This is a genomic window from Mucilaginibacter sp. (assembly GCF_039925265.1).
GTDB lineage: Bacteria > Bacteroidota > Bacteroidia > Sphingobacteriales > Sphingobacteriaceae > Mucilaginibacter.
Genome location: NZ_JBDSZG010000007.1, coordinates 76349 through 97840, shown reverse-complemented (window position 1 = coordinate 97840; position 21492 = coordinate 76349). Strand labels below are relative to the sequence as shown.

Sequence of the window (21492 nt, the reverse complement as noted above, 5' to 3'; positions counted from 1 at the left end):
TTGGCAGGCTATAATTTATTTATAGTTCGCCAGCCATTTCTGCAATTTTTAAATCGTTGCACGGCCGCGTAAATATCTCCGTAAGATTTAACTAACTTTGATGTTACAGCAAAAAAAGATGCAGCGCATAGGAAGGAAGGAAAGTCTCTTTGGAGCATATCAGCATAAGCTTATCTTATTATTTTCTTCTTTGTGTTTTATAGCTGCTACGTTGTGGGCCGGCCCCGCCAGCGCGTCCGGTGATATTGATAGTCTGCAAAAAGTATTGAACCAGGCCATCGAAAACAAAGCAAAGTACGAACAGGCCAAGCTGCGCGATATTCAGCATTTCAAAAAGGAACTGGCGGCCAACTACTCATCCTTAACGGCACGCTACAGCAATTATCAAAAGCTGTTTAATGCCTACAAATCTTTCGTACACGATTCTGCTTACGTGTATTGCCAAAAGCTGAACAACGTTGCCCACCTGCTGAACGACCCGGAGAAGGTAAATTACGCCAAGGTAAATATGGGCTTTGTGCTGGTATCTGCCGGGATGTTTAAAGAGGGGCTGGATACCCTGAATAAAGTAGACCCCAAGAAGTTAAGCGAAAGTCAGCGATACGAATACCTGTTTCTGCAGGCCCGCAGCCATTTTGATTTGGGCGATTACGATAAGATAAACGATTACTACCAAAAATACAGCACCATAGGCCTGAAGTATTGCGATTCTATCATCAGCAGTACTAAGCCGGATACTTATGAAAATTTGTCGGCCGTTGGTTTAAAGGCGTTGCGCACCGGCCAGTATAAGGCGGCGCTGGATCCCTACACCAAAATTATGCGCATTCCGCAATCGTACCAGGATAGCGCCATTAATTATAGCTGTTTAAGCTATATCTACAAGGAAATGAGCAAGCCGGAGCTATCATTAACCAATCTGATGAAGGCGGCTATTATCGATAACACGCACTCCACCAAAGAAGCCGTAGCCCTCACTAACCTCGCCGAATATTACTACCAACAAGGTGATGCCAAAACGGCGTTCACCTATATCAACAGCTCGATTGATGATGCTAATTTTTACGGGGCGAGGCATCGCGAGGCGCAGATCAGCAGTATTATGCCCATCATTCAGGCAGAGAAAATAAATGGTATAGAAAAGCAAAAGAGATCGCTCACTATATACGCGTCCATCATTACCTCGCTTATTGTGGTCGTGATTATATTTAGTTTTATTACCGCAAGGCAGCTAAAGAAACTGAGAATTGCCGACCAGGTGATCGTCAATAAAAACCAGGATCTGAATGTGGCCAATGATTCCCTCACTAAGGTGAATAAAGTGCTGGATACCACCAACCGCTCACTTTCGCGCATTAATACCAAACTGGATGAGGCGAATATTATTAAGGACGAGTACATCGGGTACTTTTTTAATATCCATTCAGATTATATTGAGAAGATAGACCGCCTGAAACGCAGTATAGACAAAAACCTGAAGGAAAAACGTTACGAAGAAGTTATGCTGGTGCTCAACCGCCTAAACACCAACTTTGAGCGCGAGAACCTTTATCACAGTTTTGATAAGGTATTCCTCAACATCTTCCCCAATTTTATTGATGATTTTAACGCGCTGTTTGATGCAGATCACCAAGTGCGTTTCCAGGAAGACCATTTGCTGAATACCGAGCTGCGCATCTTCGCCCTTATCCGCCTTGGGATAGACGAGAACGAAACCATCGCCAAGATCCTCAACTACTCTGTAAACACTATCTACACCTACAAAACCAAGGTGAAGAACCGCTCCTTTGTTCCGAACGATGAGTTTGAAGAGAAGATTATGCTTATAAAAGCGGTTAAGGAAGTACCGGATTTGAGTTGATAATCTTTTAAACTTTTTATGTAAAGACGCAATACTTTGCGGTATCTCGCTTTTGGTGCCGGAATGGATGGCAGGAGCCGTTTCAAGCGTTCCTGTGGCTGCAGTAACCCCATCGGGGTTCAAGGTCGGTAGCAGATAGATCACAGATGTTATAATCGTGCCGTAGGTACGAAACTCGCGACGTAGCGCACGTATGGCACACGAAATTTTTACCTTGGGTATTTTTACCGACATTTTGCACCTACGGCGCAACGAACTGTGGCGGTTAATCGCTGTTCCTAATTTTTCATCACCAAATAGGAGTAAGGCTCAAGCGTAATGATGCTACGTGTCGACACTTTTTTACCTGTAAAAGCATCCTTCCAGCTACTTTTCATTAAGCTTGCCGGTAGGGTATAGGTTACCGCTTTGTTGCGTAAATTACTCATCACAAATGCCTTCTCTTTACCATCCTCTTTGGTAAAAGCACAAACATCCGCGTTGCTGTACGAAGTTAAAGCACCCCTGCGGATGGCAATGCTGCTGTTTCTAAATCCTATTATTTTTTTATACTCGGCGGTTACATCGGGGTTTAGGGTCCAGTCTATTTTTTTGGTGGTAAACGGGAATAGTAAGCGGTAAGGCGTGCCTACTTCCTGGCCGTTGTATATCATGGGCACGCTTTTCATGTAGGCCACTACCACAAAGGCCGCCATCGAACCTTTTTTACCGCCAAATAGTTCCAAGGGAGTTCCGTCCGATCCATTAACATCATGGTTGGTTATGTACCGCACCATTTGCTGGCCATCTGCGGTGCTTTTATAATCAGTTTTGTTGAGGCTGTCGATAGATAGTACCGAGCGGTTATGCTCGTATATCGCTCTTAAATTGCCGAAGAAGTTAAACCCGAAGTTATAATCGAAACCGGCTTTGTAATGATCGTTTCGACCGCCTTCGGATAGCAGGAGCAGCTTATGGTTTGGAATGAGTTTCAGGGTATCAAATGTCTCTTTCCAAAAATCAAAAGGCGGCCCGTCGGCGTAATCGCAACGAAAGCCGTCCACGTTGGCGGCGAGCACCCAATATTTCATATCGCTGATCATGGCCCGTCGCATATCCTGGTTCTTAAAGTTCAGCTGTGCTACGTCGCACCAGCCCATATTCGGTGGGCTGATAATGTTACCTGTACTATCCTGCACGTACCAACTTTTGTTTTTGATCCACACATGGTCGAACGAGGTATGGTTGCCTACCCAATCCAGGATTACCGCTAAATTGCGGCGGTGCGCGCCATCTACCAGTTGGCGCAGATCGTTTAGAGGGCCAAATTCTTTGTTGATGTCCGCATAATCCCGAATGCAGTAAGGTGAGTTAACAGCCTTAAATACCCCGACCGGGTAAATGGGCATCAGGTAAATTACGTTTACACCAAGTGCTTTTATCGAATCTAAACGTTCGGTAACACCTTTAAAGTCGCCGTTTTTGCCAAATGTGCGCATGTTTACCTGGTAGATGGATACATCGCGCCTGTCGGGCACATTTTTAAAGGGCTTGCCGTATTGTGTAGGTGTTGTAAGGCTTGCCTGTGCAAACAACGCGGGTTTTGGTAAGCAAATAAATGCCGCGAGGCAGAATAGTATAAGTAAGTTTCTTTTCATAAACGTTTTGGTTGGCCGGCGCTTGCTTTACATCCGTTTTGGGGTATCGCGGTGATATTTGGTATGCCCGGCTTTAATTTAAAATGGTAATTATTGGTTATGCGATTGGATAGCGTGATACAAATGAACCGTTCAGCCAGGCAAAAATCAAGACTCGGGAAAGCCGATATAGAAATTCATGATCGAACTATAATTTCAACGTGTTGAATTATAGTGACTTATAAAAAGATTATTGATAGATTAATATGGACGATTTTTGGAGAAGCATAACACCCGGTTCGAGGAAAAACTAAAAAAGGCACTAAAAAGCCCGAAAAATCATCAAATAGACCTCGGTTCACCCAAATCGTCGGAAAACGACCGAATCCTCATCAAAACTCCCGTCAAACCACATAATAAATGATGGTTTGGGTGCCCGAAACTTATTAATATGCCCTGTTTTTTGACTATTTAAAGGATAAAAATGGGTGGTTTTATCTATATCCCGTCTGCAATTATCTATATAAATATTCATTCCGAAAATTTATAAATATTTGATTGTTAGATATTTATGGAGAAGTATTTTTCACTTTTTTTAATATCGGCTTTCCGCACCAGCGCTATTAGCTGATGCGCCCATCTATATTTGAATAAGCCGCACTGACCCAATCAGAAGGTTTATCAAACCAATTACTAAAACCAATTTCTATGAACAAAGTTTACTTATTTAAGTATGGCCTTACCGTGCTATTCCTTATTTGCACCTTAACAACTTTCGCCCAAAAAGCACGCTTTAGCGGTATTGTTGTAGATGAGCATAACCTGCCATTGCCGGGCGCTACCGTTGCGGTAAAAGAAACCGGCCAAACAACGGCTGCCGACAAAGATGGTGCCTTTGCTACCGCGAACACTACTTTACAATCCCTGACGGTAACTGTTAACTTTTTAGGGTACGATGCCGCCGAGCGTGTGCTGGTTGCCGGCCAATCTTTAAGGATCGCGCTAACCCCTAATTCGCGCTCATTGGCCGAGGTTGTGGTTGTTGGTTACGGTACGGTTAAAAAATCGGATCTCACCGGTGCTGTTTCTACCATCGGTAGTAAAGATCTTAACCCCGGGCCTATCACTAACCCTTTACAGCAATTGGCCGGTAAGGCAGCTGGTGTAAACGTTACCCAAACAGGCAGCGAGCCGGGTACTGCGCCAAACGTGCGTATCCGTGGTATTACGTCGCTTATCGGCGGTAACGATCCCTTAGTGGTGGTTGACGGTGTGCAGGGCAATATGGACCTGTTTAAACAAGTCCCACCAAGCGAAATTGAATCGGTAGATGTGCTGAAAGATGCATCTGCTACCGCTATTTACGGTTCGCGCGGTGCGCCCGGTGTTATCATTGTAACTACCAAGAAGAACCGCAACGGTAAGTCTACGGTGGAATATTCCACCAATGCATCTATCGACGTAATTGGCAAAAAGCTGGAACTGCTTAATGCTACCCAATGGTGGGAGCAGGCTCAGAATTACGGCGTACCGGCATCTGCCAATCACGGTTCCAATACCGATTGGTTTAGCCTGCTTACCCGCAACGGTTACACGCAAAACCATACCCTGGCCTTTGGCGGTGGTGCAAATAGCTTTAATTACCGCGCATCGTTAACGGCTATTTTGCAAAATGGTATTGTTATCAACTCCAACTACAAAAACTACATCGGCAGGATAACCGCTACCCAGAAAGCGTTGGACGACAGGCTTACCCTAACCATGAACCTGAACAGCGGTATTGATAATGCCCGTTACAGCCCACCAAGTATTGGCCGCGCGGCGTTTACGTCGAATCTCGTCAGCAATGCGTACGTTTCAAAACCTACCGACCCGGTGCTGAACGCGGATGGCTCGTACTATTCAGATCCTAACGTGTTCCAATACATTAACCCTTACGCGGTTGCACAAACCGTAAAGAACGATGTAAAGGCAAACAGCCTGTTTGGTAGTTTACGTGCAGATCTGCAGATCTACAAAGGCCTATCTGCCGGTTGGTTTGGTAGCTGGAGAAAAGTTGACGGCAACACAGGTTACTATTTACCGGCAGCTTCCACGGTTTCTACCGCTATAGATAACCAGGGTATTGCCAACATCAGCAACTACCACCAGGACGAAAAGCTGAACGACATTAGCCTGAGCTATAAAAAGGATTTCGGTAAGCACCATTTAGACGCGATAGCGGTTTATGAGTACCAAATCCAAATTTACAACGGTAACTTCTCGCAGGCTAAAGGTTTTATCAATGATATAGCCACCTACAACGCTTTGCAATTAGGCGACCTGAGCAAAGTTACCCCCGGCGATTTTTCTTCTTACAAGAACGATCGCAGCCTGGTATCGTACCTGGGCCGTGTAAACTACTCATTCAACAACAAATACCTTTTAACGGCCAGTTTCCGTAGGGATGGTTCATCGGTATTTGGCGCGAACAACAAGTTTGGTAACTTCCCTTCGGCTTCATTAGCCTGGAGGATTGACCAGGAAGGTTTTATGAAGAACCAGCGTGTGTTTAGCTCCCTTAAACTGCGCGGCGGTTACGGTGTTACCGGTAACCAGCAGGGCCTTGCCCCGCAAAACTCGCTGCAGTTGGTGGGCTACTCGGGCGTTACTTACTTCGGTGGGCAAAGTATCACCAACTTTGTTATCAGCCAGAATGCAAACCCCGATCTGCGTTGGGAAACCCGCAAGCAAGCCAACATCGGTATCGATTTTACCACTTTAAACGACAGGCTGAGCGGTACTATTGACGCCTACACCGCGAAAACCGATAACCTGTTATTTTACTACGCGGTACCACAGCCGCCATATCCTTATGGCAGCATCGCGGCAAATGTGGGTAGCATCCAAAACCGTGGTATCGAGCTTACTTTGAGCTACACCGCTATCAAAACAACAAATACCACGTTAACCCTTGCCGGTAACGCCTCGTACCTTAAAAATAAGGTGCTCAACTTAAGCGGCTCGATCAATGGCGTACCATTGAATACAGATTACGTGGGCTGGGGTGCAAACTCCTACCTTATAAAAGATAAACCAATTGGCAGTTACTACATTTTGCAGCACAGCGGCAAAGACGCGTCCAATGCAGAAACCGTTGTCGACCAAAATGGCGATGGCATCATCGATCAGGGGAGTCAAAGCCCGGATAGGGTGCTCGAAGGTTCGGCCTTGCCAACCTATACTTACGCGTTCACACCAAGCTTCAGGTACAAAAACTTTGATGCTTCGATGGTATGGCGTGGTTCGGGTGGTAACAAAATTTACAACGGTATCCGCCCAAGCTTCAGCTATTTCGAAAACCTTGGTAAATCAAACGTACTGGCAAGTGCCGTACCGCTTGGTTTGTTCACCTCGCAATACGGGTCCGACCTGTGGTTAGAGAATGGCGCGTTCCTGAGGTTTGAGAACTTATCCTTTGGGTACAGCATCAAAACCGATAGCAGGTTCATCAGCTCACTTCGCGTATCGTTAACCGGCCAAAACCTGGCGCTCATCACCGGCTATACCGGTGTGGATCCGGAGATCAATCTGAGTGGCGGTAACGGTTCGGGCTATGATGGCGGTATTTACCCGCGTACCCGTACTTTCTCTATTGGATTAAATGTGGTTTTTAAATAATACGATCATGAAAAAAATATTAACAGGCATTTTAATCATCGGGCTTGGTGCAGGTTGTACCAAGGTTAATGAAAATGTTTATGATAAATATCCGGCCACCACGTTTTACGGTTCTGCAAAAGGAGCAGATGTAGCGCTGGCGAATGTATATTCACAGGTTGGTGGTAACTGGGGTGGGGTTGGATATGCCGGGGCTGATAACGGCTGGTATGATCTGAACGCCATGAGCAGCGACGAACAGGTGATCCCGCACCGTAACACCGGCGATTGGCAGCTTGATTTTGCACAGCTTTACCGGCGCCAGTGGCTGCCAAACATGGGCATCATCAACAACACCTGGAACTGGCTGTATAAATCTATCTACACTGCAAATTTGGCGGTCGACCAGTTAACCAGTTCCGGCGCCGACGCTTCCAAAATAGCGGAGGCAAAAACTTTGCGCGCGTTTTTCTATTACCTGCTGATAGATGATTTTGGTTCGGTGCCTTTTTATACCGATAACAACATCACGGTTGATAAAATACCGCAGGCCAGCCGTACCGACGTGTACAATTTTGTGGTGAAGGAACTTACCGAGAACATCGATAAGCTCTCCGAAACAAAAGGCGGGGAGTATTACGGCAGGTTTAATAAATGGGCGGGCTATGCACTGCTTGCAAAAGTTTATCTGAATGCCGAGGTGTACACCGGTACCGCGCATTGGCAGGATTGCCTTAACGCCTGTAACAAAATAGCAACCGGTGGTTTCAGTTTACACCCGGGTGGCGCAAGCGCTACGAGCCCGCTGGGTTACCAGTATTACGAGCTTTTTGGCAATGTAAACCCTACAGATGAAACCATATTTTCTATCTATGTAACGGTTGATATCGTTTCGCGCAATATCCTCAGCATCCGCAGTTTGAACGGGCCGAACTTCCAGGCAACGTTTGGTTACAGCGGCTGGAATGGCTCGGTAATTCCGCAGGAGTATTACAATAAATTCGATAACGCCGATATTCGCAAAAAGCAGTTCCTGGTAGGTGCGCAATCAGGCGGTGTTAATTACTCCGAAACGGTAAGCTCTCTGGATGACCCGGGCGCTGCACCAAACGAAGGCGTGCGCGATCTGAAGTTTTATCCCGTAGCTCCAATGAACGGCGGCGGCGCATCAAACGATTTCCCAATTTACCGTTACGCCGATATTATACTGATGCAGGCCGAATGTAATGTGCGTTTAGGGAATGCTGCTGCAGCCAAACCTTTTATAGACCAGGTAAGGCAGCGTGCAGGTTTAGGCGCTTTAGCCGCTAACCCCACACTTACCGATATCTACAACGAACGAGGTTTTGAGTTGAACTGGGAAGGCCACCGCAGGCAGGATATGATACGGTTCAACACCTTCACGCTGGCACATGGTTTTGTGCCGGCCGTAGCAGATTTTAGGAAACTGTTCCCCATACCTACCGCCGCGCTGAACACCAATTCGTTGTTAAAACAAAACGCAGGTTATTAATCCCATGATATGATTATGAAAAAGTTTATATACCTCTCATTAGCAATTATTTGCTGTTTGGCTTATGGCTGTAAAAAGGATGCGGCCCTAACAAAGCTGCAAGCGGTGGCGTTTCCGTCTACCCTTACAGCATCAACAAACGCGGTAATGCTTAGCAAGGCCAACGATACCACATCGGTAGTTACGTTTTCCTGGCCGGCAGTTGCTTATCCTATTAAAGCTTCTGTTACTTATACTTTACAGATAGATGTCCCTGCCGATACCGTGGGTACGGCAGCCTGGGGAAATGCTACCAACATTACCGTTGGTAACGATGCCCTGAGCAAATCCTACAAAGGTAAGGACCTTAACGCGCTGGCCATTTCCAAAGGATTGGCAACAGGCGCGGCGGGTACGCTGGTTTTCAGGGTGCACGCTTACCAGGACCAGTACGCTTTTACCAAACCGGTTATTGTAACGGTTACGCCATACGCGGCGGCGCCTGTTATCCCGGTGCTATACATCCCGGGTGCATACCAGGGCTGGTCGCCGGGTACGGCGCCGGTTGCAGCAGCTTTAAAACCGAAGATTTACGAAGCCTATGTATACATGCCATCGGCAGATAACTACTACTTTAAGTTCACCAGCTCGCCGGATTGGGACCATATTAACTATGGCGATGCAGGCGGCGGTGCCATTACCGAAGATGGTTTGGCAGGTGGCCTGGTTTCGCCGGGGCCGGGTTATGTGCAGGTGTCTATCAACCTCAATACCAAAACATGGTCGGCAGTGCCAACTACCTGGGGCATCATAGGAGATGCAACCCCGGGCGGCTGGGGTGGCGATACGCAGATGACGTACGACCCTGCCAAGCAGGTGTGGACGCTTACCTGCGATATGCTCTCTACCGGCTCGTTCAAATTCAGGGCGAATAACCAGTGGGCGATAGATTTTGGAGTGACCAAAGAAGGCAAATTAGCTTACGCGGATAACCCGGTATTTGGTTACGACGGTAGTTTAGATAACCTCAGCGTGCCAACAAGCGGTAATTACACCATCACGCTGGATCTGCACGACCCAACCAATTACAATTACAAGCTAAAGAAAAATTAACAAACGGGGCCGCCGGTAAGGTGGCTCCTTAATTGATCAAAGAGATGAGATATACAATCAATCAAAAGATAAAAAGCGGGTTGTTGTTGCTGATGATCGTTTTCTTTAGCTTTTGCAAAAAGAACGATTACTCTACCCCGGCAATTGTACCCGATGCATCGTACCCGCAGGTTGGCACGCCTTTTACCGGCGTTGTTAACTCGCAGGATGCCATTATTTACCAGGTTAATCTGCGTGCCTTTAGTGCCGATGCCAGCTTTAAAGGCGTAACGGCAAGGTTAGATGCCATTAAGGACCTGGGCACCACCGTGCTATACCTGATGCCGGTTTATCCGGTTGGCGTGTTAAAATCTGCCGGTGGTTTGGGTTCGCCGTACTCGGTAAAAGATTACAAGGGCGTAAATACCGAATTTGGTACCCTTGCAGATCTGCAAGCCTTAGTTACCGGCGCCCACGAGCGTAACATGACCGTAATACTGGACTGGGTGGCAAATCACACCAGTTGGGATAACGCCTGGATAGCCAACAAAAGTTGGTACAAGCAAAACGCCAAAGGCGAGATCATAGAGCCACCGGGCACCGGCTGGACGGATGTTGCCCAATTAGATTACGGCAACAAGGACATGCGTGCCGCCATGATAGATGCCATGAAATATTGGGTGTACACCGCCAATATAGATGGTTTCCGTTGTGATGCCGCCGACTTTGTGCCCTTCGATTTTTGGAAACAGGCGAATGACGCGCTAAAAACCATCACCAGCCATAAACTGCTGATGCTGGCCGAAGGTACCCGCAACGACCACTTTAAAGCAGGCTTTAACCTGGTTTATGGTATGGGCTACTACTCGGGGCTGGAAAGCAAAGTGTTTGGTACCGGCGCGTCTGCTACCATGCTGCAGGATTTGAACACCAGCGAATATGCAACCTCGTTCCGTGGCTCGCAGGTAGTTAGGTACACCACCAACCACGATGTTTACAACAGCGATGGCAGCCCTGTTAATTTGTATGGTGGTAAGTCGGGCTCGCTGGCGGCATTTGTCGTAACCGCTTACATGAAAGGTGTTCCGATGATCTACACAGGCCAGGAAGTGGGCAACACCGCTGGTATGGATTTCTTTTATCACACCCCGGTAAATTGGAGCCAAAACGCGGATATTACGGCAGCTTATAAGGCTATACTAAACTTTAGAAAAGGCAGCGACGCGTTAAAGAACGGCGACCTCTCTGTAATGAGCAGCGACGACGTGGCAGCGTTCACCAAATTTACTGATAAGGAAAAAGTATTAGTGATTGATAACCTGCGCGGCACCAATGTAACCTACAGCCTGCCGGCAACCTTAAGCACCACCGGCTGGAAGGATGCCTTTACCGGTGCATCGGTTACCTTAACAAACAAAATATACCTGCAGCCATATAAATACATGGTGTTAACGCAGTAATTATTAAAGATACGATCGACGGGTTAGTTGGTTTGATTTGTAATATATAGTGCTTAATTGGTAACGCCCCGGGATGAGATCCGGGGCGTTTTTTGCTTAATTAATACTCATTGAGTTTTTTTAGCGGTCTGCAGTAAATATTTTCAATCAAACAACCGCTGATTTTGAGGATAATGCAAATACTAATAGTAAATTTGCTGCCATAACCCCCCTAATTGCACAATATGGCGCCGTACCCGGCGTATTATTTCTTTCATTTAATTGTATACGCGCTCTAAAAATGGTTAAATTATTTGTTGGCGGTTTTTCACTTGATATAACCGAATTAGAATTGGTTCAGATATTCGACCCGCATTGCAGCGTGGTTACCATCAAGATCGTTCGCGATAAAAAAACGCGCGTCTGTAAAGGCTATGCATTTTTGGAGGTTGCCACTATGGACGATGCCGAAAACGCGGCAATTCAGCTCGATGGCACCGAAATTGGCGACCGCACACTCACGGTAAATATTGTAAGGGAAGAAGATATAAAAAAGAAACCCGCGCCATCATCCTTTACCCGCAGGCCCATGTCTACCGGTTACGCCAAAACAGCGGAGAGCCAGCCGGCTGGCTTAAGACCAAGGCGCCCGAGGAAATAACTGGTGGTGCCGGTGAGGCTATAATTACAAAAATTTTCCTTTCTCAAAATAAACTTGTAATTATGCTGTACCAATTCACCAACCGTTTTTTCGTCCATTTATGCTTCCACAACAGGAATATCAAATGTGGCCCGATGCAAAATTATTAGAGTTGCTCAGGCTGGATGACCGCAAGGCATTTGAAATACTGTACAATAAATATTCGCCAAAGCTTTACTACGCCGCCTACAATTTATTCAGGGATAAAGATGTGTGCGAGGACCTGGTGCAGGAATTGTTTATAGACCTGTGGACAAAACGGAACGAGCTTAGCATCGCCTCGCTGGAGTGGTACTTAAAAGTGGCCATCAAAAACCGGGTGCTGATGTATATTCGTACGCAAAGGGCCACGCTGGATGTATCCGCCATAGAAGTACTCGCCGAGAAATACAGCGCCGACAGCAAGCTGCTGCAGCACGACATTAGCCGGGTGCTGGAAGATAACGTTGCCCAGCTGCCCGAGAAATGCCGCCAGATCTTCACCCTTAGTCGCAAAGAATACCTTAGCAATAAAGAGATAGCAACCCGCCTGGGCATCTCCATAAAAACGGTAGAAAACCAAATGACAATAGCCCTGCGCTATCTGCGCACGGGGTTAACAGATTACCTGCCGTCAATAGTGGCGATACTGATGGTGCATAAGATAAAATAAGGTTTTTATTTACAGTCTCGGCACCCTATAATTCAACCCTGCCGTTGTTCCACTGGTTACATCTATAGTTACCCCGGTAATTTTCCCCGCCATATCCGATGCCAGGAAAACGGCGGTATTGGCAATATCCGCCATTAGGGGCATCGCTTTCAGCATGGTGTCGTTTTCCATCTGGCTCAGTACGCCGCCCATCTCATCGGGGATGCTTTCGAGGGCATCTTTAAAAACTTTTGAGTCTGGCGAGCCGCCTGAACGGATATTCACCACCCGCACACCATATACGCCCAGTTCGGCAGCAAGGTTGGCCGAAAAACATTCTACAGCGGTACAGGCGACCGCGAAACCCGCGGTGAACGGATAACCTATTCCGCCAGGCGTTGCGGTAAGCGAGAGTATTACCCCGCTGCCTTGCTTCATCATGGCATTCCCCGCAGCTTTTGCGGTGAGGAAACGGGTCTGCAGGGTTTGAGTTACGGGCAGTACAAATTCATCCGTGCTGAGGCTAACAAGGGGCACACCCTGCTTTACATCTACACCCGCTAAGTTGAATGAGATATTAACTGTGCCTGCTTTTTGTATAACCGCATCCAAATGGCTGTTGATAGCGCTTTCGTCAAAGGCGTCAACCTGCGCGGCCTCGGCAAGGCCTCCCAATGCAATTATTTCGTCTGCTATTTTTTGCACCGAAGCAAGGTTACGGCCGGTTAAGAATACTCGGGCACCCGCAGCGGCAAAGGCTTTGGCTACTGCGCCACCCAGCGAGCCGCCCGCGCCGTATATTACCGCATTTTTATTTTGAAGCATCATGGTTATTGGTTTATACGAACCTAAATTAAATAATCTGTTCAAAGGGGGGCCACAGCCGATAGTAGGCGGCGGAATGTACCTCAATAATCCAAATTACTGTTTTACGTATTTAAGCGCTACACAGCCCGATTTAAAGATCTTCGACTCCACCAATTTTAAACCTAATGTCTCGGGCAGGGTAATTCCTTTTAACAACCGGGTACCTTCTCCCGCTATAAAAGGCTGAACAACAAAATGGTACTCATCAACCAGGCCAAGCGCTATAAGGTGCGAAGAAAGCGCCACGCCACCGAGCGAAATAGGCTTGCCTTCACCCTGTTTTAACTTCAATATTTCTTCCTCCGGCTTCGCCCGGCTGAGGGTGGTGTTTATGTCGTCGACGCTCTCCAGTGTTTGCGAGAAAACAAGCTTTTCTATCGAATCGAATACTTTCGCAAACTCATTAGTGGCTTTGCCCATTGATTGGGTTTTTGCAACCTCGGGCCAAAAAGGGACCATCAATTCATAAGTTTTACGCCCGTAGGCCAGCAGCCCCGTGCCCCTCAGGAGTTCTGTAAAATACTCATGTAGTTCATCATCAGCAATTCCTTTAGTGTGGTCGCAGCAGCCATCTATGGTGATGTTGGTGGCATAGATTACTTTTCTCATTTTGGTTTGATTTTGGGTGTTTGTGTAAATATCAAAAATAAAAAACTGCATCCATTGCAACGAGGGTAAACCGCGCCAAAAAAAGGGGCGTTTTAAGCCAAATTTCTTTAAGAATAGCTGTTAGTACAACGTTAGGGATGTTGTTTTGAATGATGAGTACATGGTTGCTACTTTTTCATCAGATCCTTACACCGCTTAGGCGTAAACTTTGAATAGAAATGATGACTTTTGATATAAAAAGATAAACCGATGGCAAAAAACAGGTTACTACGAATGGACAATATCGGCATCGTTGTAGAATCCCTCGATGACGCGATATCTTTTTTCACGGAGATAGGTTTGAAGCTCGAAGGGCGGGCCACGATCGAGGGAGAATGGGCCGGCCGCGTTACAGGATTGGGTTCTCAGCATGTAGAGATCGCGATGATGGTTACCCCCGATGGCCATAGCCGGCTGGAGCTCTCGCGATTTTTAACTCCACCTGTTATTTCAGATCACCGCACCGCCCCTGTGAACGCTTTGGGTTATTTACGCGCTATGTTCACTGTTGAAGACATTGACGAACTGGTGGCCAGGCTCATCAAACGTGGCGCACAACTTGTTGGCGAAGTGGTTAGGTACGAAAATTCGTATAAACTCTGCTATATCCGCGGAACCGAAGGATTGCTGATCGGTCTGGCAGAAGAACTCGGTAATAAATAAGAAGCAACTGCTTCTATCTGCCCCCGGTTTCAATTCCTTTGAAGCGGTCTCAGTAGGTTCATGTAAATTCCTGTGGCACATCGTGCCGGGCGATGGTCAGGCTATTTTAATCACTTCAGCTACGGAACTTAAAAAGTTGACCAGTTTGCCTTTATTACTTTCTAAAATGAAATCATGCATGCTTTTGCTGGAAAGCTGACTAAAATCGCCAATAATAGCAAACCGAATACGCCAATTAGAGCACTTCTGCAAAACCTCGCCTGCCAGCCCTGTTTTTAGTTCAAAAAAAGACGGAGCTAATTGATACGCGTGTATGATGATCAGATCAAAGCCCTGGTAGTAAAGGTCGGCTATAAGTTGTGCGCCATCTTCAGGCGTTTGTATCAGAATAGCATCCGAAACTAATTCAGCTATTTGGGTGCCGTTTTTGTTGTGCGTGATAATTTGCATATTAGTATTATGGTGTATTGGATGGAACGAAACTAAATAAAAATCAACAGTACCGTCAAAAGATATGATGGTAAGTGTACCATCACATCCCTACCAAAAAATATTTTAATTCTCTTTGGGGGGTAACCCTTCCAATTGCATCCTACATATATAAACCACCAATAAAGTTTACATTCTTGAAAAAACGTAACCAGGCCAGCGATAGCTCGCTGCAGGAAAAACTTGTAGAAAAATACTTTGACGGGCTGAACCTTGACGAACAAAAGGCAGCGGATCATGGTGTGGCGTTTGAGAAAGACAAAGTATACAGCCGCATCATAGCGGCTATTGATGAGCCCGTGCAACAACGCGGTTCGTCAAAAAAATGGATGGTGGCGGCATCGGTCATCGCCATTATAGGTCTGTCGGCCATCGTCTATCAATTCAGCAGTAATATTGTCAACTATCTCGACCCCATAAAAAACAAGCAGCTTATCGCTGCCAATGGCCAGGTAGTGAATTACACCCTGGCAGATGGTACCAAAGTTTGGCTTAACGGCGGCAGCAAGCTTACTTATCCCGCTAAATTCCGCGGAAACCTGCGCGAGATAACCCTGGAGGGTGAAGCGTTTTTAGAAGTTGCGCACGATGCCGAAAGATCATTCATTGTACATACAGGCGGTATCCGTACCCAGGTATTGGGTACCAGCTTTAACGTAAAAGCTTACCCCGAAGATGCTTTTGTAAAAGTTGATGTAGTTACAGGTAAGGTGGGCGTTATCCCCGCAACTGCACAAACCGTTTTCCTTACCCCGGCCGAAGAGGTTTTTATCAATAAAAAAGATAATACAGCGCTAAAAACAACGGGCGTGGATATTGCCGCACTGACCGACTGGAAAGACGGCGGGCTGGTGTTTAAAAATATGGCTCTGCAGGAAGTTTTAAATGCGTTGCAGCATCGCTACAATATCAAAATTAAGGCTGATGATAACCTTGCTAAATGTTCTATCTCGGCAAATTTCACAAATGTTTCCCTGCAGAATATCATGGTCATTATCTCTAAACTGGTGAAGGGCAAAGTTGTGCAGGAGGGCCAGGTGTACCACTTTAAAGGTAAAGGCTGCTAAAAAATTAAACCAATAATAAAAAAGTATAACCAATGACCTTTAACCTAAAAACTATGAAGACGCCAATGACATAAAAAAATAAAAAAACCCTGGTCAAAGGGATTTGAACAGGGTTGATTAAAATGCCGGGTTATTATTAAGTGTACCGTTTCGAGGTCCAATTCAGAACGATACGCTTGAATTTCAAACACTTTAATTTTCTCAAATTTATGAATATATCTCTATTTTCAAATGGAGTAGTTCGTTATGTTTTTATATTAATGAAATTTACCTCGCTTGCCTGTTTTGTTGTGTGCTTAATGTGCCTCTCGGCCATTGCAAACGACTCTTTCGGCCAGAGATTTATGGAGCAGCCGGTAACGCTTAAGTTGAAGAACGATAAGCTTACCGATGTGCTTGAGAAGATCTCTGCCGATAAACAAGTAAAATTTGCCTACGCCGATAACGTGCTGAAGCCAAGCTTCAGGGTAAATGTTAATGTAACCAACAAAAGCATTAAGCAAGTACTTGATGAGGTTTTAACTCCATTTAACCTCTCGTACAAAATTATTGACGACGTGATCGTCATCAGCGAGCGTACCGAAGCCGACGCGGTGATTGCCAAACAGGCGGCAAAGCAATTTGCCAAAATAAACGGTAAAGTAACCGACGAAACCAACCAGCCATTACCGGGCGTAAGCGTTAGGCTAAAAGGTACCAATATTGCCACCGTTACAGATATCAATGGGAACTTTGTTTTAGATGCCCCTGATGCAAACGGCACACTGGTATTCACCTTTATTGGTTTTACTGCCAAGGAAGTTCCACTTAACGGGCAAACTAATGTTAATACACAATTATTGCCGGAGCGTACTTCTCTTAATGAGGTAATTGTTGTGGGTTACGGTACGCAAAAGCGGGTAAACGTAATTGGCGCGGTAGACCAGGTATCCTCTGCAGCTATTGAGGGTAAGCCATCGGTAAACCTTACGCAGGCATTGCAGGGTACATTGCCCAATTTAACCATTCAGCAAACCAGTTCAGAACCGGGCGCATACCAAACCATCAACATTCGTGGAGTAAGCACACTGGGTAACAACAGCCCGCTCATTGTTATTGATGGTATCACCGGCGGTGATATCAACCTGCTTAACCCGCAGGATATCGAAAGCGTGTCGGTACTGAAAGACGCGGGAAGCGCCGCTATCTACGGTTCGCGCTCTGCCAACGGGGTAATTTTAGTTACCACCAAAAAAGGTAAAAAGAATTCCGGTGCAACTATCGCTTACAACGGGCAGGCAGGCGTGCAATCGCCGCATGTGGGTTACCGCCCGGTGCATAGCTTTGAGAATGCTATCCTGCGTAACGAAACCGTAGTGAACGCAGGTTTGCAGCCTATTTACAGCCCGGCCCAGATCCGCACTTACCAGGAGGCTGGCGATAACGAATGGTTTTTAGATGCTATCCTTAAAAACGCTGTGCAGCAAAGCCACAACCTCGCGCTAAGCGGTGGTGCGACTAACACAACCTACCTGGTTTCGGCCGGTGTTACAGATCAGCGGAGCAATTTGGTAGGGCCTAACTATGGTTTAAGGCGTTACAACTACCGCATGAATCTCTCTACCGAGTTCGGCAAGCTGAAATTAACCAGCATATTAGCCTACGCACGTACCGAGATAAAAGAACATTCGTACAACACTTCCACCCTGATAGTGGATGCAGGCCGTACGCCAACCTATTACAAGATCCGGGATGATAACGGCAACTACCTCACCAATGATGTATTGCAGGAATTTAATCCGCTGGGGATCCTGGAGAAAGGCGGCTACCGTAAACGCGATAACGACAACATATTTGGTAACCTGAACGCCGAACTGGCCGTGACTAAAGACTTTAAGATAAAAGGTGTTTTTGGCGGTACCTTATTGGCTAACCATGCGTTTGCCCGCGTAATACAGGTTAACTACCTGCCAAAAGGTACCTACGGTGCCGACAGGAACACGGATGATGATAACAACAAGAACCTGTTCATCAACACCCAGTTTTTGGCGCAGTACACCAAAACTTTCGCTAAGAACCATAATGTAGATGTGCTGGTAGGCGTGGCTAATGAGTCTACTAACAACACCAGCAATTTTCTGCACCTTAAATTTACCGACCCTGAATTGGGTACCCCAACAACAGGTACCATTATCGATCCATCCTCGTCGGCAAGTAATAACAATACCAACGAAAGTAGCCTGAACTCTCTTTTCGGCCGTGGAAGTTATTCGTACAAGAATAAATATTATGGCGAGGTCGATTTCAGGTTAGATGCTTCGTCACGCTTTGCCAAGCAAAACCGCAATGCATTTTTCCCGTCTATTTCCGGTGGTTACCGCTTAACCGAGGAAGACTTTATGGAAAACTACCGCAGCAAGGTGGGCGACCTTAAACTGCGTGCATCCTACGGTATTTTGGGTAACCAAAACGTTGGCGATTACCAGTTTTTGAATACCTACCAGGCATCTGCAGGCAACTATTATGGCTTTAACAACGCTGTGGTAGGTACAACCGAAATCAGGTTTGCCAACCCGGATATTCGCTGGGAGCGGGCCGCCACCTTCAATGTGGGGGTAGATGCAACCTTTTTTAATAGCGCTTTAACAGTTTCAGTAGATTACTTTAACAAAATAACCCGCGATATTTTGCTGCCACCGCGCGTACCGGGTGTTTATGGCGCGGGCCTGCCCGATTATAACGCCGGTAAGGTGCAAAACCGCGGCTGGGAGCTGAATGTGAACTACCGTGCAAAAACGGGCAACTTCAACCACTCGTTTTCCTTTAACCTGGCCGACTCTAAAAACAAAGTGCTCTTCCTCGAAGGTGGCGACCAGTTGCGCAGCTACGACGAGATGCAGATCATCAACAAAGTTGGGTTGCCTATCGGCTCGTACGTGGGTTACAAACGCGATGGTTATTTCCAGAATTTGGATGACGTTAATAACGGGCCGAAATTCTCGGGCGTAAATGTAGTCCCCGGCGATAACCGCTACGTGGATGTAAACGGAGACGGTGTTATTGATGATAACGATAAGTTTGTTTTAGGCAACGGTTTCCCGCGCTTAACATTTGGCTTTACCTATAATGTTACCTACAAATGGTTCGATCTGAACATATTTATGCAGGGGGTAGGTAAACGCAGCATGTTTGTACGCGGCGAGCAGGTAGAGCCTTTTCACTTTGGTTACTCGCAGGTAATTTACCAGCACCAGCTGGATTACTGGACCCCACAGAACCCCGATGCACGCTACCCACGCGTTGCGGCAAACGGAAGCCAAAGCAACGAGAACAACTTCCGCCGCGGCTCTGATATGTACCTGTTTGATGGTTCGTACCTGCGTGTAAAGAATGTACAATTGGGTTACACCCTGCCCGGCGGCATCGCCAAAAAAATAGGGATGAAAAAGGTTAGGGCATACCTTACCGGGCAAAACATTCTTACTTTTTCGGGCATGAAGTTCCTCGACCCCGAAACTACCGAGCTTAACGGCAACGTGCAGGCAAACGGCGCAAACAGCGGCAGGGCATACCCTACGCCAATTTATTACGGGTTTGGAATTGATGTAACGTTATAAATATTGTTATCATGAAAAAGATTAGAAATTACAATAAAACCGCGTTTTTCATCATGCTGATCATCTTTTTGTCAGCCTGTAAAAAACTCGACCTGGCACCTGCAAACAGGTTTACAGATACAAATTACTGGACCACCACCGATAAAGCCAACAGTGTTTTAAATACCGCCTATTACCAAATGTACCCCAATGATTGGTTCTTTTACAACGAGGGCGCATCTGATAATGCTTACAACGGCCGCGGTGATGCCAGCGGCGTTGCATCACTTGCAGCAGGCACTTATGATGCCTCTCTGGGTCGTTTGCGCGATGAGTGGAACTACCACTACTCGGGCATTAAAACCTGTAACATCTTTTTAGAGAATGTGGATAGGGTAACAACAATGGATGCCGCGCTTAAAACCCGCATGAAGGGCGAAGCGAGGTTTATCCGCGCTTTCCATTACTTTCAGTTAGAAACCTGGTACGGTGATGTGCCCTTGTTTGATAAGGATATATCGCTGGATGAAGCCAAAACCATCGGCCGCACGCCCAAAGCACAAGTAGTAGATTTTATATTGAAGGAGCTTGACGAAATTGCCGCAGCATTGCCGGTGAACACCGCTTACGCCGCTGCCGACCGTGGCCGCATTACTAAAGGCGCTGCTATAGCCTTAAAGGCAAGGGTATTACTTTACGATAGCCGATGGGCCGAGGTTGCCGCAACCTGCGAGCAGCTGATAGGCAATACCACCAATGGTACCTACGGTTTGTTTACTTCTTACGAGGGTTTGTTCCTTTCGCAGAACGAATACAATAACGAAGTGATATTGGATCTGCAGTATGTAGGTGGCGCGCCAAACCGCTCTTACAGCAATTTCTTTGATTTTGCACCGCTTGCCGTAGGCGCAAGGCTTAACGCGCTTGCTCCAACACAGGAGTTGGTAGACAGCTACCTGATGGCAAACGGTAAAAAACCAACGGAAGCAGGCAGTGGTTACGATGAGAACAACCCATACGTAAACCGCGACCCGCGTTTAACCAACACCATTGTGTACAACCTGTACAAATGGAAAAAACCGGACGGCTCGCTTCAAACCATTTATACCAAACCCGGCTCAGACCCTAATCCCGATGCTAACACAGGGCGTGGAACAGACGAATACGCTTCGGGCGCGGTTAGCTCGCCAACAGGTTACTACATCCGAAAGTATTATGATCCAACCGCGCTTACCAATTTCCAGTCGGGTTTAAACCTCATCATGATCCGCTACGCCGATGTGCTGCTAATGTATGCCGAAGCCAAGAACGAGCTGGGCCAGATGGATGCGGGCATTTGGGATAAAACCATTAAACCTATCCGCAACCGCGCGGGCTTTACTGATGCGGCCGCGCTTAACTTCCCTGGCGGCGCGCAAACCGCGCTGCGCGATGTGGTGCGTAACGAACGCCGCAGCGAGCTGGCTATGGAAGGCCTGAGGGTGTTTGATATCCGCAGATGGCAAACTGCCGAAGTGGTATTGAACGGCTGGGCGCATGGCGCCAAATTTGGCCCGGCATCGGTTGATAACGGTTACATCCGGGCAAACATCAGGAGCTTTGATAAAAGCAAGGCTTACTTATGGCCCATCCCGCGCGATGAGCGTAACGTTAACCCAAACCTTACACAAAACCCGGGTTGGTAATTCTTAATTATTTATAAAAACATTTATA

The 21492-nt window shown here is 46.7% G+C and carries 15 protein-coding genes; 11 read left to right on the top strand and 4 right to left on the bottom strand.

Annotated elements, in window-relative coordinates; translation table 11 throughout:
- The first annotated feature begins 100 nt into the window (after nucleotides 1-100).
- Complete coding sequence (locus ABIX36_RS01685) at nucleotides 101-1861, top strand: DUF6377 domain-containing protein (protein WP_348080425.1); 1761 nt, start codon at nucleotides 101-103, stop codon at nucleotides 1859-1861.
- A gap of 278 nt (nucleotides 1862-2139) precedes the next feature.
- On the opposite strand, the gene ABIX36_RS01680 is transcribed toward ABIX36_RS01685, so the two are convergent.
- A complete protein-coding gene (locus ABIX36_RS01680) occupies nucleotides 2140-3498 on the bottom strand; it encodes an alpha-amylase family glycosyl hydrolase (protein WP_348080424.1) in 1359 nt (452 codons plus the stop codon).
- A 687-nt stretch (nucleotides 3499-4185) separates the two neighbouring features.
- Between ABIX36_RS01680 and ABIX36_RS01675 the strand changes: the two genes are divergently transcribed.
- The 6 genes from ABIX36_RS01675 to ABIX36_RS01650 all read left to right on the top strand — a co-directional run bounded on the left by ABIX36_RS01675 (nucleotide 4186) and on the right by ABIX36_RS01650 (nucleotide 12491).
- Nucleotides 4186-7137: a SusC/RagA family TonB-linked outer membrane protein gene (locus ABIX36_RS01675; protein WP_348080423.1), complete on the top strand. Its 2952-nt coding sequence runs from the start codon at nucleotides 4186-4188 to the stop codon at nucleotides 7135-7137.
- A gap of 7 nt (nucleotides 7138-7144) precedes the next feature.
- Complete coding sequence (locus ABIX36_RS01670) at nucleotides 7145-8629, top strand: RagB/SusD family nutrient uptake outer membrane protein (protein WP_348080422.1); 1485 nt, start codon at nucleotides 7145-7147, stop codon at nucleotides 8627-8629.
- A 15-nt stretch (nucleotides 8630-8644) separates the two neighbouring features.
- Nucleotides 8645-9721, top strand: coding sequence for a SusE domain-containing protein (locus ABIX36_RS01665; RefSeq protein ID WP_348080421.1), 1077 nt, complete (start codon nucleotides 8645-8647; stop codon nucleotides 9719-9721).
- A gap of 44 nt (nucleotides 9722-9765) precedes the next feature.
- Nucleotides 9766-11160, top strand: coding sequence for an alpha-amylase family glycosyl hydrolase (locus ABIX36_RS01660; RefSeq protein ID WP_348080420.1), 1395 nt, complete (start codon nucleotides 9766-9768; stop codon nucleotides 11158-11160).
- 280 nt (nucleotides 11161-11440) lie between these two features.
- Entirely contained in the window at nucleotides 11441-11800 is a 360-nt protein-coding gene (locus ABIX36_RS01655; protein ID WP_348080419.1) for an RNA-binding protein, read from the top strand.
- 100 nt (nucleotides 11801-11900) lie between these two features.
- A complete protein-coding gene (locus tag ABIX36_RS01650) occupies nucleotides 11901-12491 on the top strand; it encodes an RNA polymerase sigma-70 factor (RefSeq protein WP_348080418.1) in 591 nt (196 codons plus the stop codon).
- A gap of 9 nt (nucleotides 12492-12500) precedes the next feature.
- On the opposite strand, the gene ABIX36_RS01645 is transcribed toward ABIX36_RS01650, so the two are convergent.
- Both ABIX36_RS01645 and ABIX36_RS01640 read right to left on the bottom strand, forming a co-directional pair.
- Nucleotides 12501-13298, bottom strand: coding sequence for an SDR family oxidoreductase (locus ABIX36_RS01645; protein WP_348080417.1), 798 nt, complete (start codon nucleotides 13296-13298; stop codon nucleotides 12501-12503).
- Between the two features lie 93 nt (nucleotides 13299-13391).
- Nucleotides 13392-13946 (bottom strand): dihydrofolate reductase family protein, encoded by a 555-nt coding sequence (locus tag ABIX36_RS01640; protein ID WP_348080416.1) that lies wholly within the window; start codon nucleotides 13944-13946, stop codon nucleotides 13392-13394.
- Nucleotides 13947-14195: 249 nt separating this feature from the next.
- Between ABIX36_RS01640 and ABIX36_RS01635 the strand changes: the two genes are divergently transcribed.
- On the top strand, nucleotides 14196-14648 hold the full coding sequence (locus tag ABIX36_RS01635) for a VOC family protein (RefSeq protein ID WP_348080415.1): 453 nt from the start codon (nucleotides 14196-14198) through the stop codon (nucleotides 14646-14648).
- Nucleotides 14649-14744: 96 nt separating this feature from the next.
- Here the strand turns inward: ABIX36_RS01635 and ABIX36_RS01630 are convergent, their stop codons facing one another.
- Nucleotides 14745-15098 carry a DUF4180 domain-containing protein gene (locus ABIX36_RS01630; RefSeq protein WP_348080414.1) on the bottom strand — a complete coding sequence of 118 codons (354 nt, stop codon included), beginning with the start codon at nucleotides 15096-15098 and terminating at the stop codon, nucleotides 14745-14747.
- 176 nt (nucleotides 15099-15274) lie between these two features.
- On the opposite strand from ABIX36_RS01630, the gene ABIX36_RS01625 reads away from it, so the two are divergent.
- The 3 genes from ABIX36_RS01625 (at nucleotide 15275) to ABIX36_RS01615 (ending at nucleotide 21464) form a co-directional block, all read left to right on the top strand.
- Nucleotides 15275-16204 (top strand): FecR domain-containing protein, encoded by a 930-nt coding sequence (locus ABIX36_RS01625; protein WP_348080413.1) that lies wholly within the window; start codon nucleotides 15275-15277, stop codon nucleotides 16202-16204.
- A 260-nt stretch (nucleotides 16205-16464) separates the two neighbouring features.
- Nucleotides 16465-19800, top strand: coding sequence for a TonB-dependent receptor (locus tag ABIX36_RS01620; protein WP_348080412.1), 3336 nt, complete (start codon nucleotides 16465-16467; stop codon nucleotides 19798-19800).
- A gap of 11 nt (nucleotides 19801-19811) precedes the next feature.
- Nucleotides 19812-21464 (top strand): RagB/SusD family nutrient uptake outer membrane protein, encoded by a 1653-nt coding sequence (locus ABIX36_RS01615; RefSeq protein WP_348080411.1) that lies wholly within the window; start codon nucleotides 19812-19814, stop codon nucleotides 21462-21464.
- Nucleotides 21465-21492: the final 28 nt, after the last annotated feature.

Coding starts and splice junctions, on each gene's coding strand:
- ABIX36_RS01675 (WP_348080423.1), top strand. CDS start 4,186: ATGAACAAAGTTTACTTATTTAAGTATGGCCTTACCGTGCTATTCCTT.
- ABIX36_RS01670 (WP_348080422.1), top strand. CDS start 7,145: ATGAAAAAAATATTAACAGGCATTTTAATCATCGGGCTTGGTGCAGGT.
- ABIX36_RS01665 (WP_348080421.1), top strand. CDS start 8,645: ATGAAAAAGTTTATATACCTCTCATTAGCAATTATTTGCTGTTTGGCT.
- ABIX36_RS01680 (WP_348080424.1), bottom strand. CDS start 3,498: ATGAAAAGAAACTTACTTATACTATTCTGCCTCGCGGCATTTATTTGC.
- ABIX36_RS01655 (WP_348080419.1), top strand. CDS start 11,441: ATGGTTAAATTATTTGTTGGCGGTTTTTCACTTGATATAACCGAATTA.
- ABIX36_RS01650 (WP_348080418.1), top strand. CDS start 11,901: ATGCTTCCACAACAGGAATATCAAATGTGGCCCGATGCAAAATTATTA.
- ABIX36_RS01635 (WP_348080415.1), top strand. CDS start 14,196: ATGGCAAAAAACAGGTTACTACGAATGGACAATATCGGCATCGTTGTA.
- ABIX36_RS01645 (WP_348080417.1), bottom strand. CDS start 13,298: ATGATGCTTCAAAATAAAAATGCGGTAATATACGGCGCGGGCGGCTCG.
- ABIX36_RS01685 (WP_348080425.1), top strand. CDS start 101: ATGTTACAGCAAAAAAAGATGCAGCGCATAGGAAGGAAGGAAAGTCTC.
- ABIX36_RS01640 (WP_348080416.1), bottom strand. CDS start 13,946: ATGAGAAAAGTAATCTATGCCACCAACATCACCATAGATGGCTGCTGC.
- ABIX36_RS01620 (WP_348080412.1), top strand. CDS start 16,465: ATGAAATTTACCTCGCTTGCCTGTTTTGTTGTGTGCTTAATGTGCCTC.
- ABIX36_RS01615 (WP_348080411.1), top strand. CDS start 19,812: ATGAAAAAGATTAGAAATTACAATAAAACCGCGTTTTTCATCATGCTG.
- ABIX36_RS01630 (WP_348080414.1), bottom strand. CDS start 15,098: ATGCAAATTATCACGCACAACAAAAACGGCACCCAAATAGCTGAATTA.
- ABIX36_RS01660 (WP_348080420.1), top strand. CDS start 9,766: ATGAGATATACAATCAATCAAAAGATAAAAAGCGGGTTGTTGTTGCTG.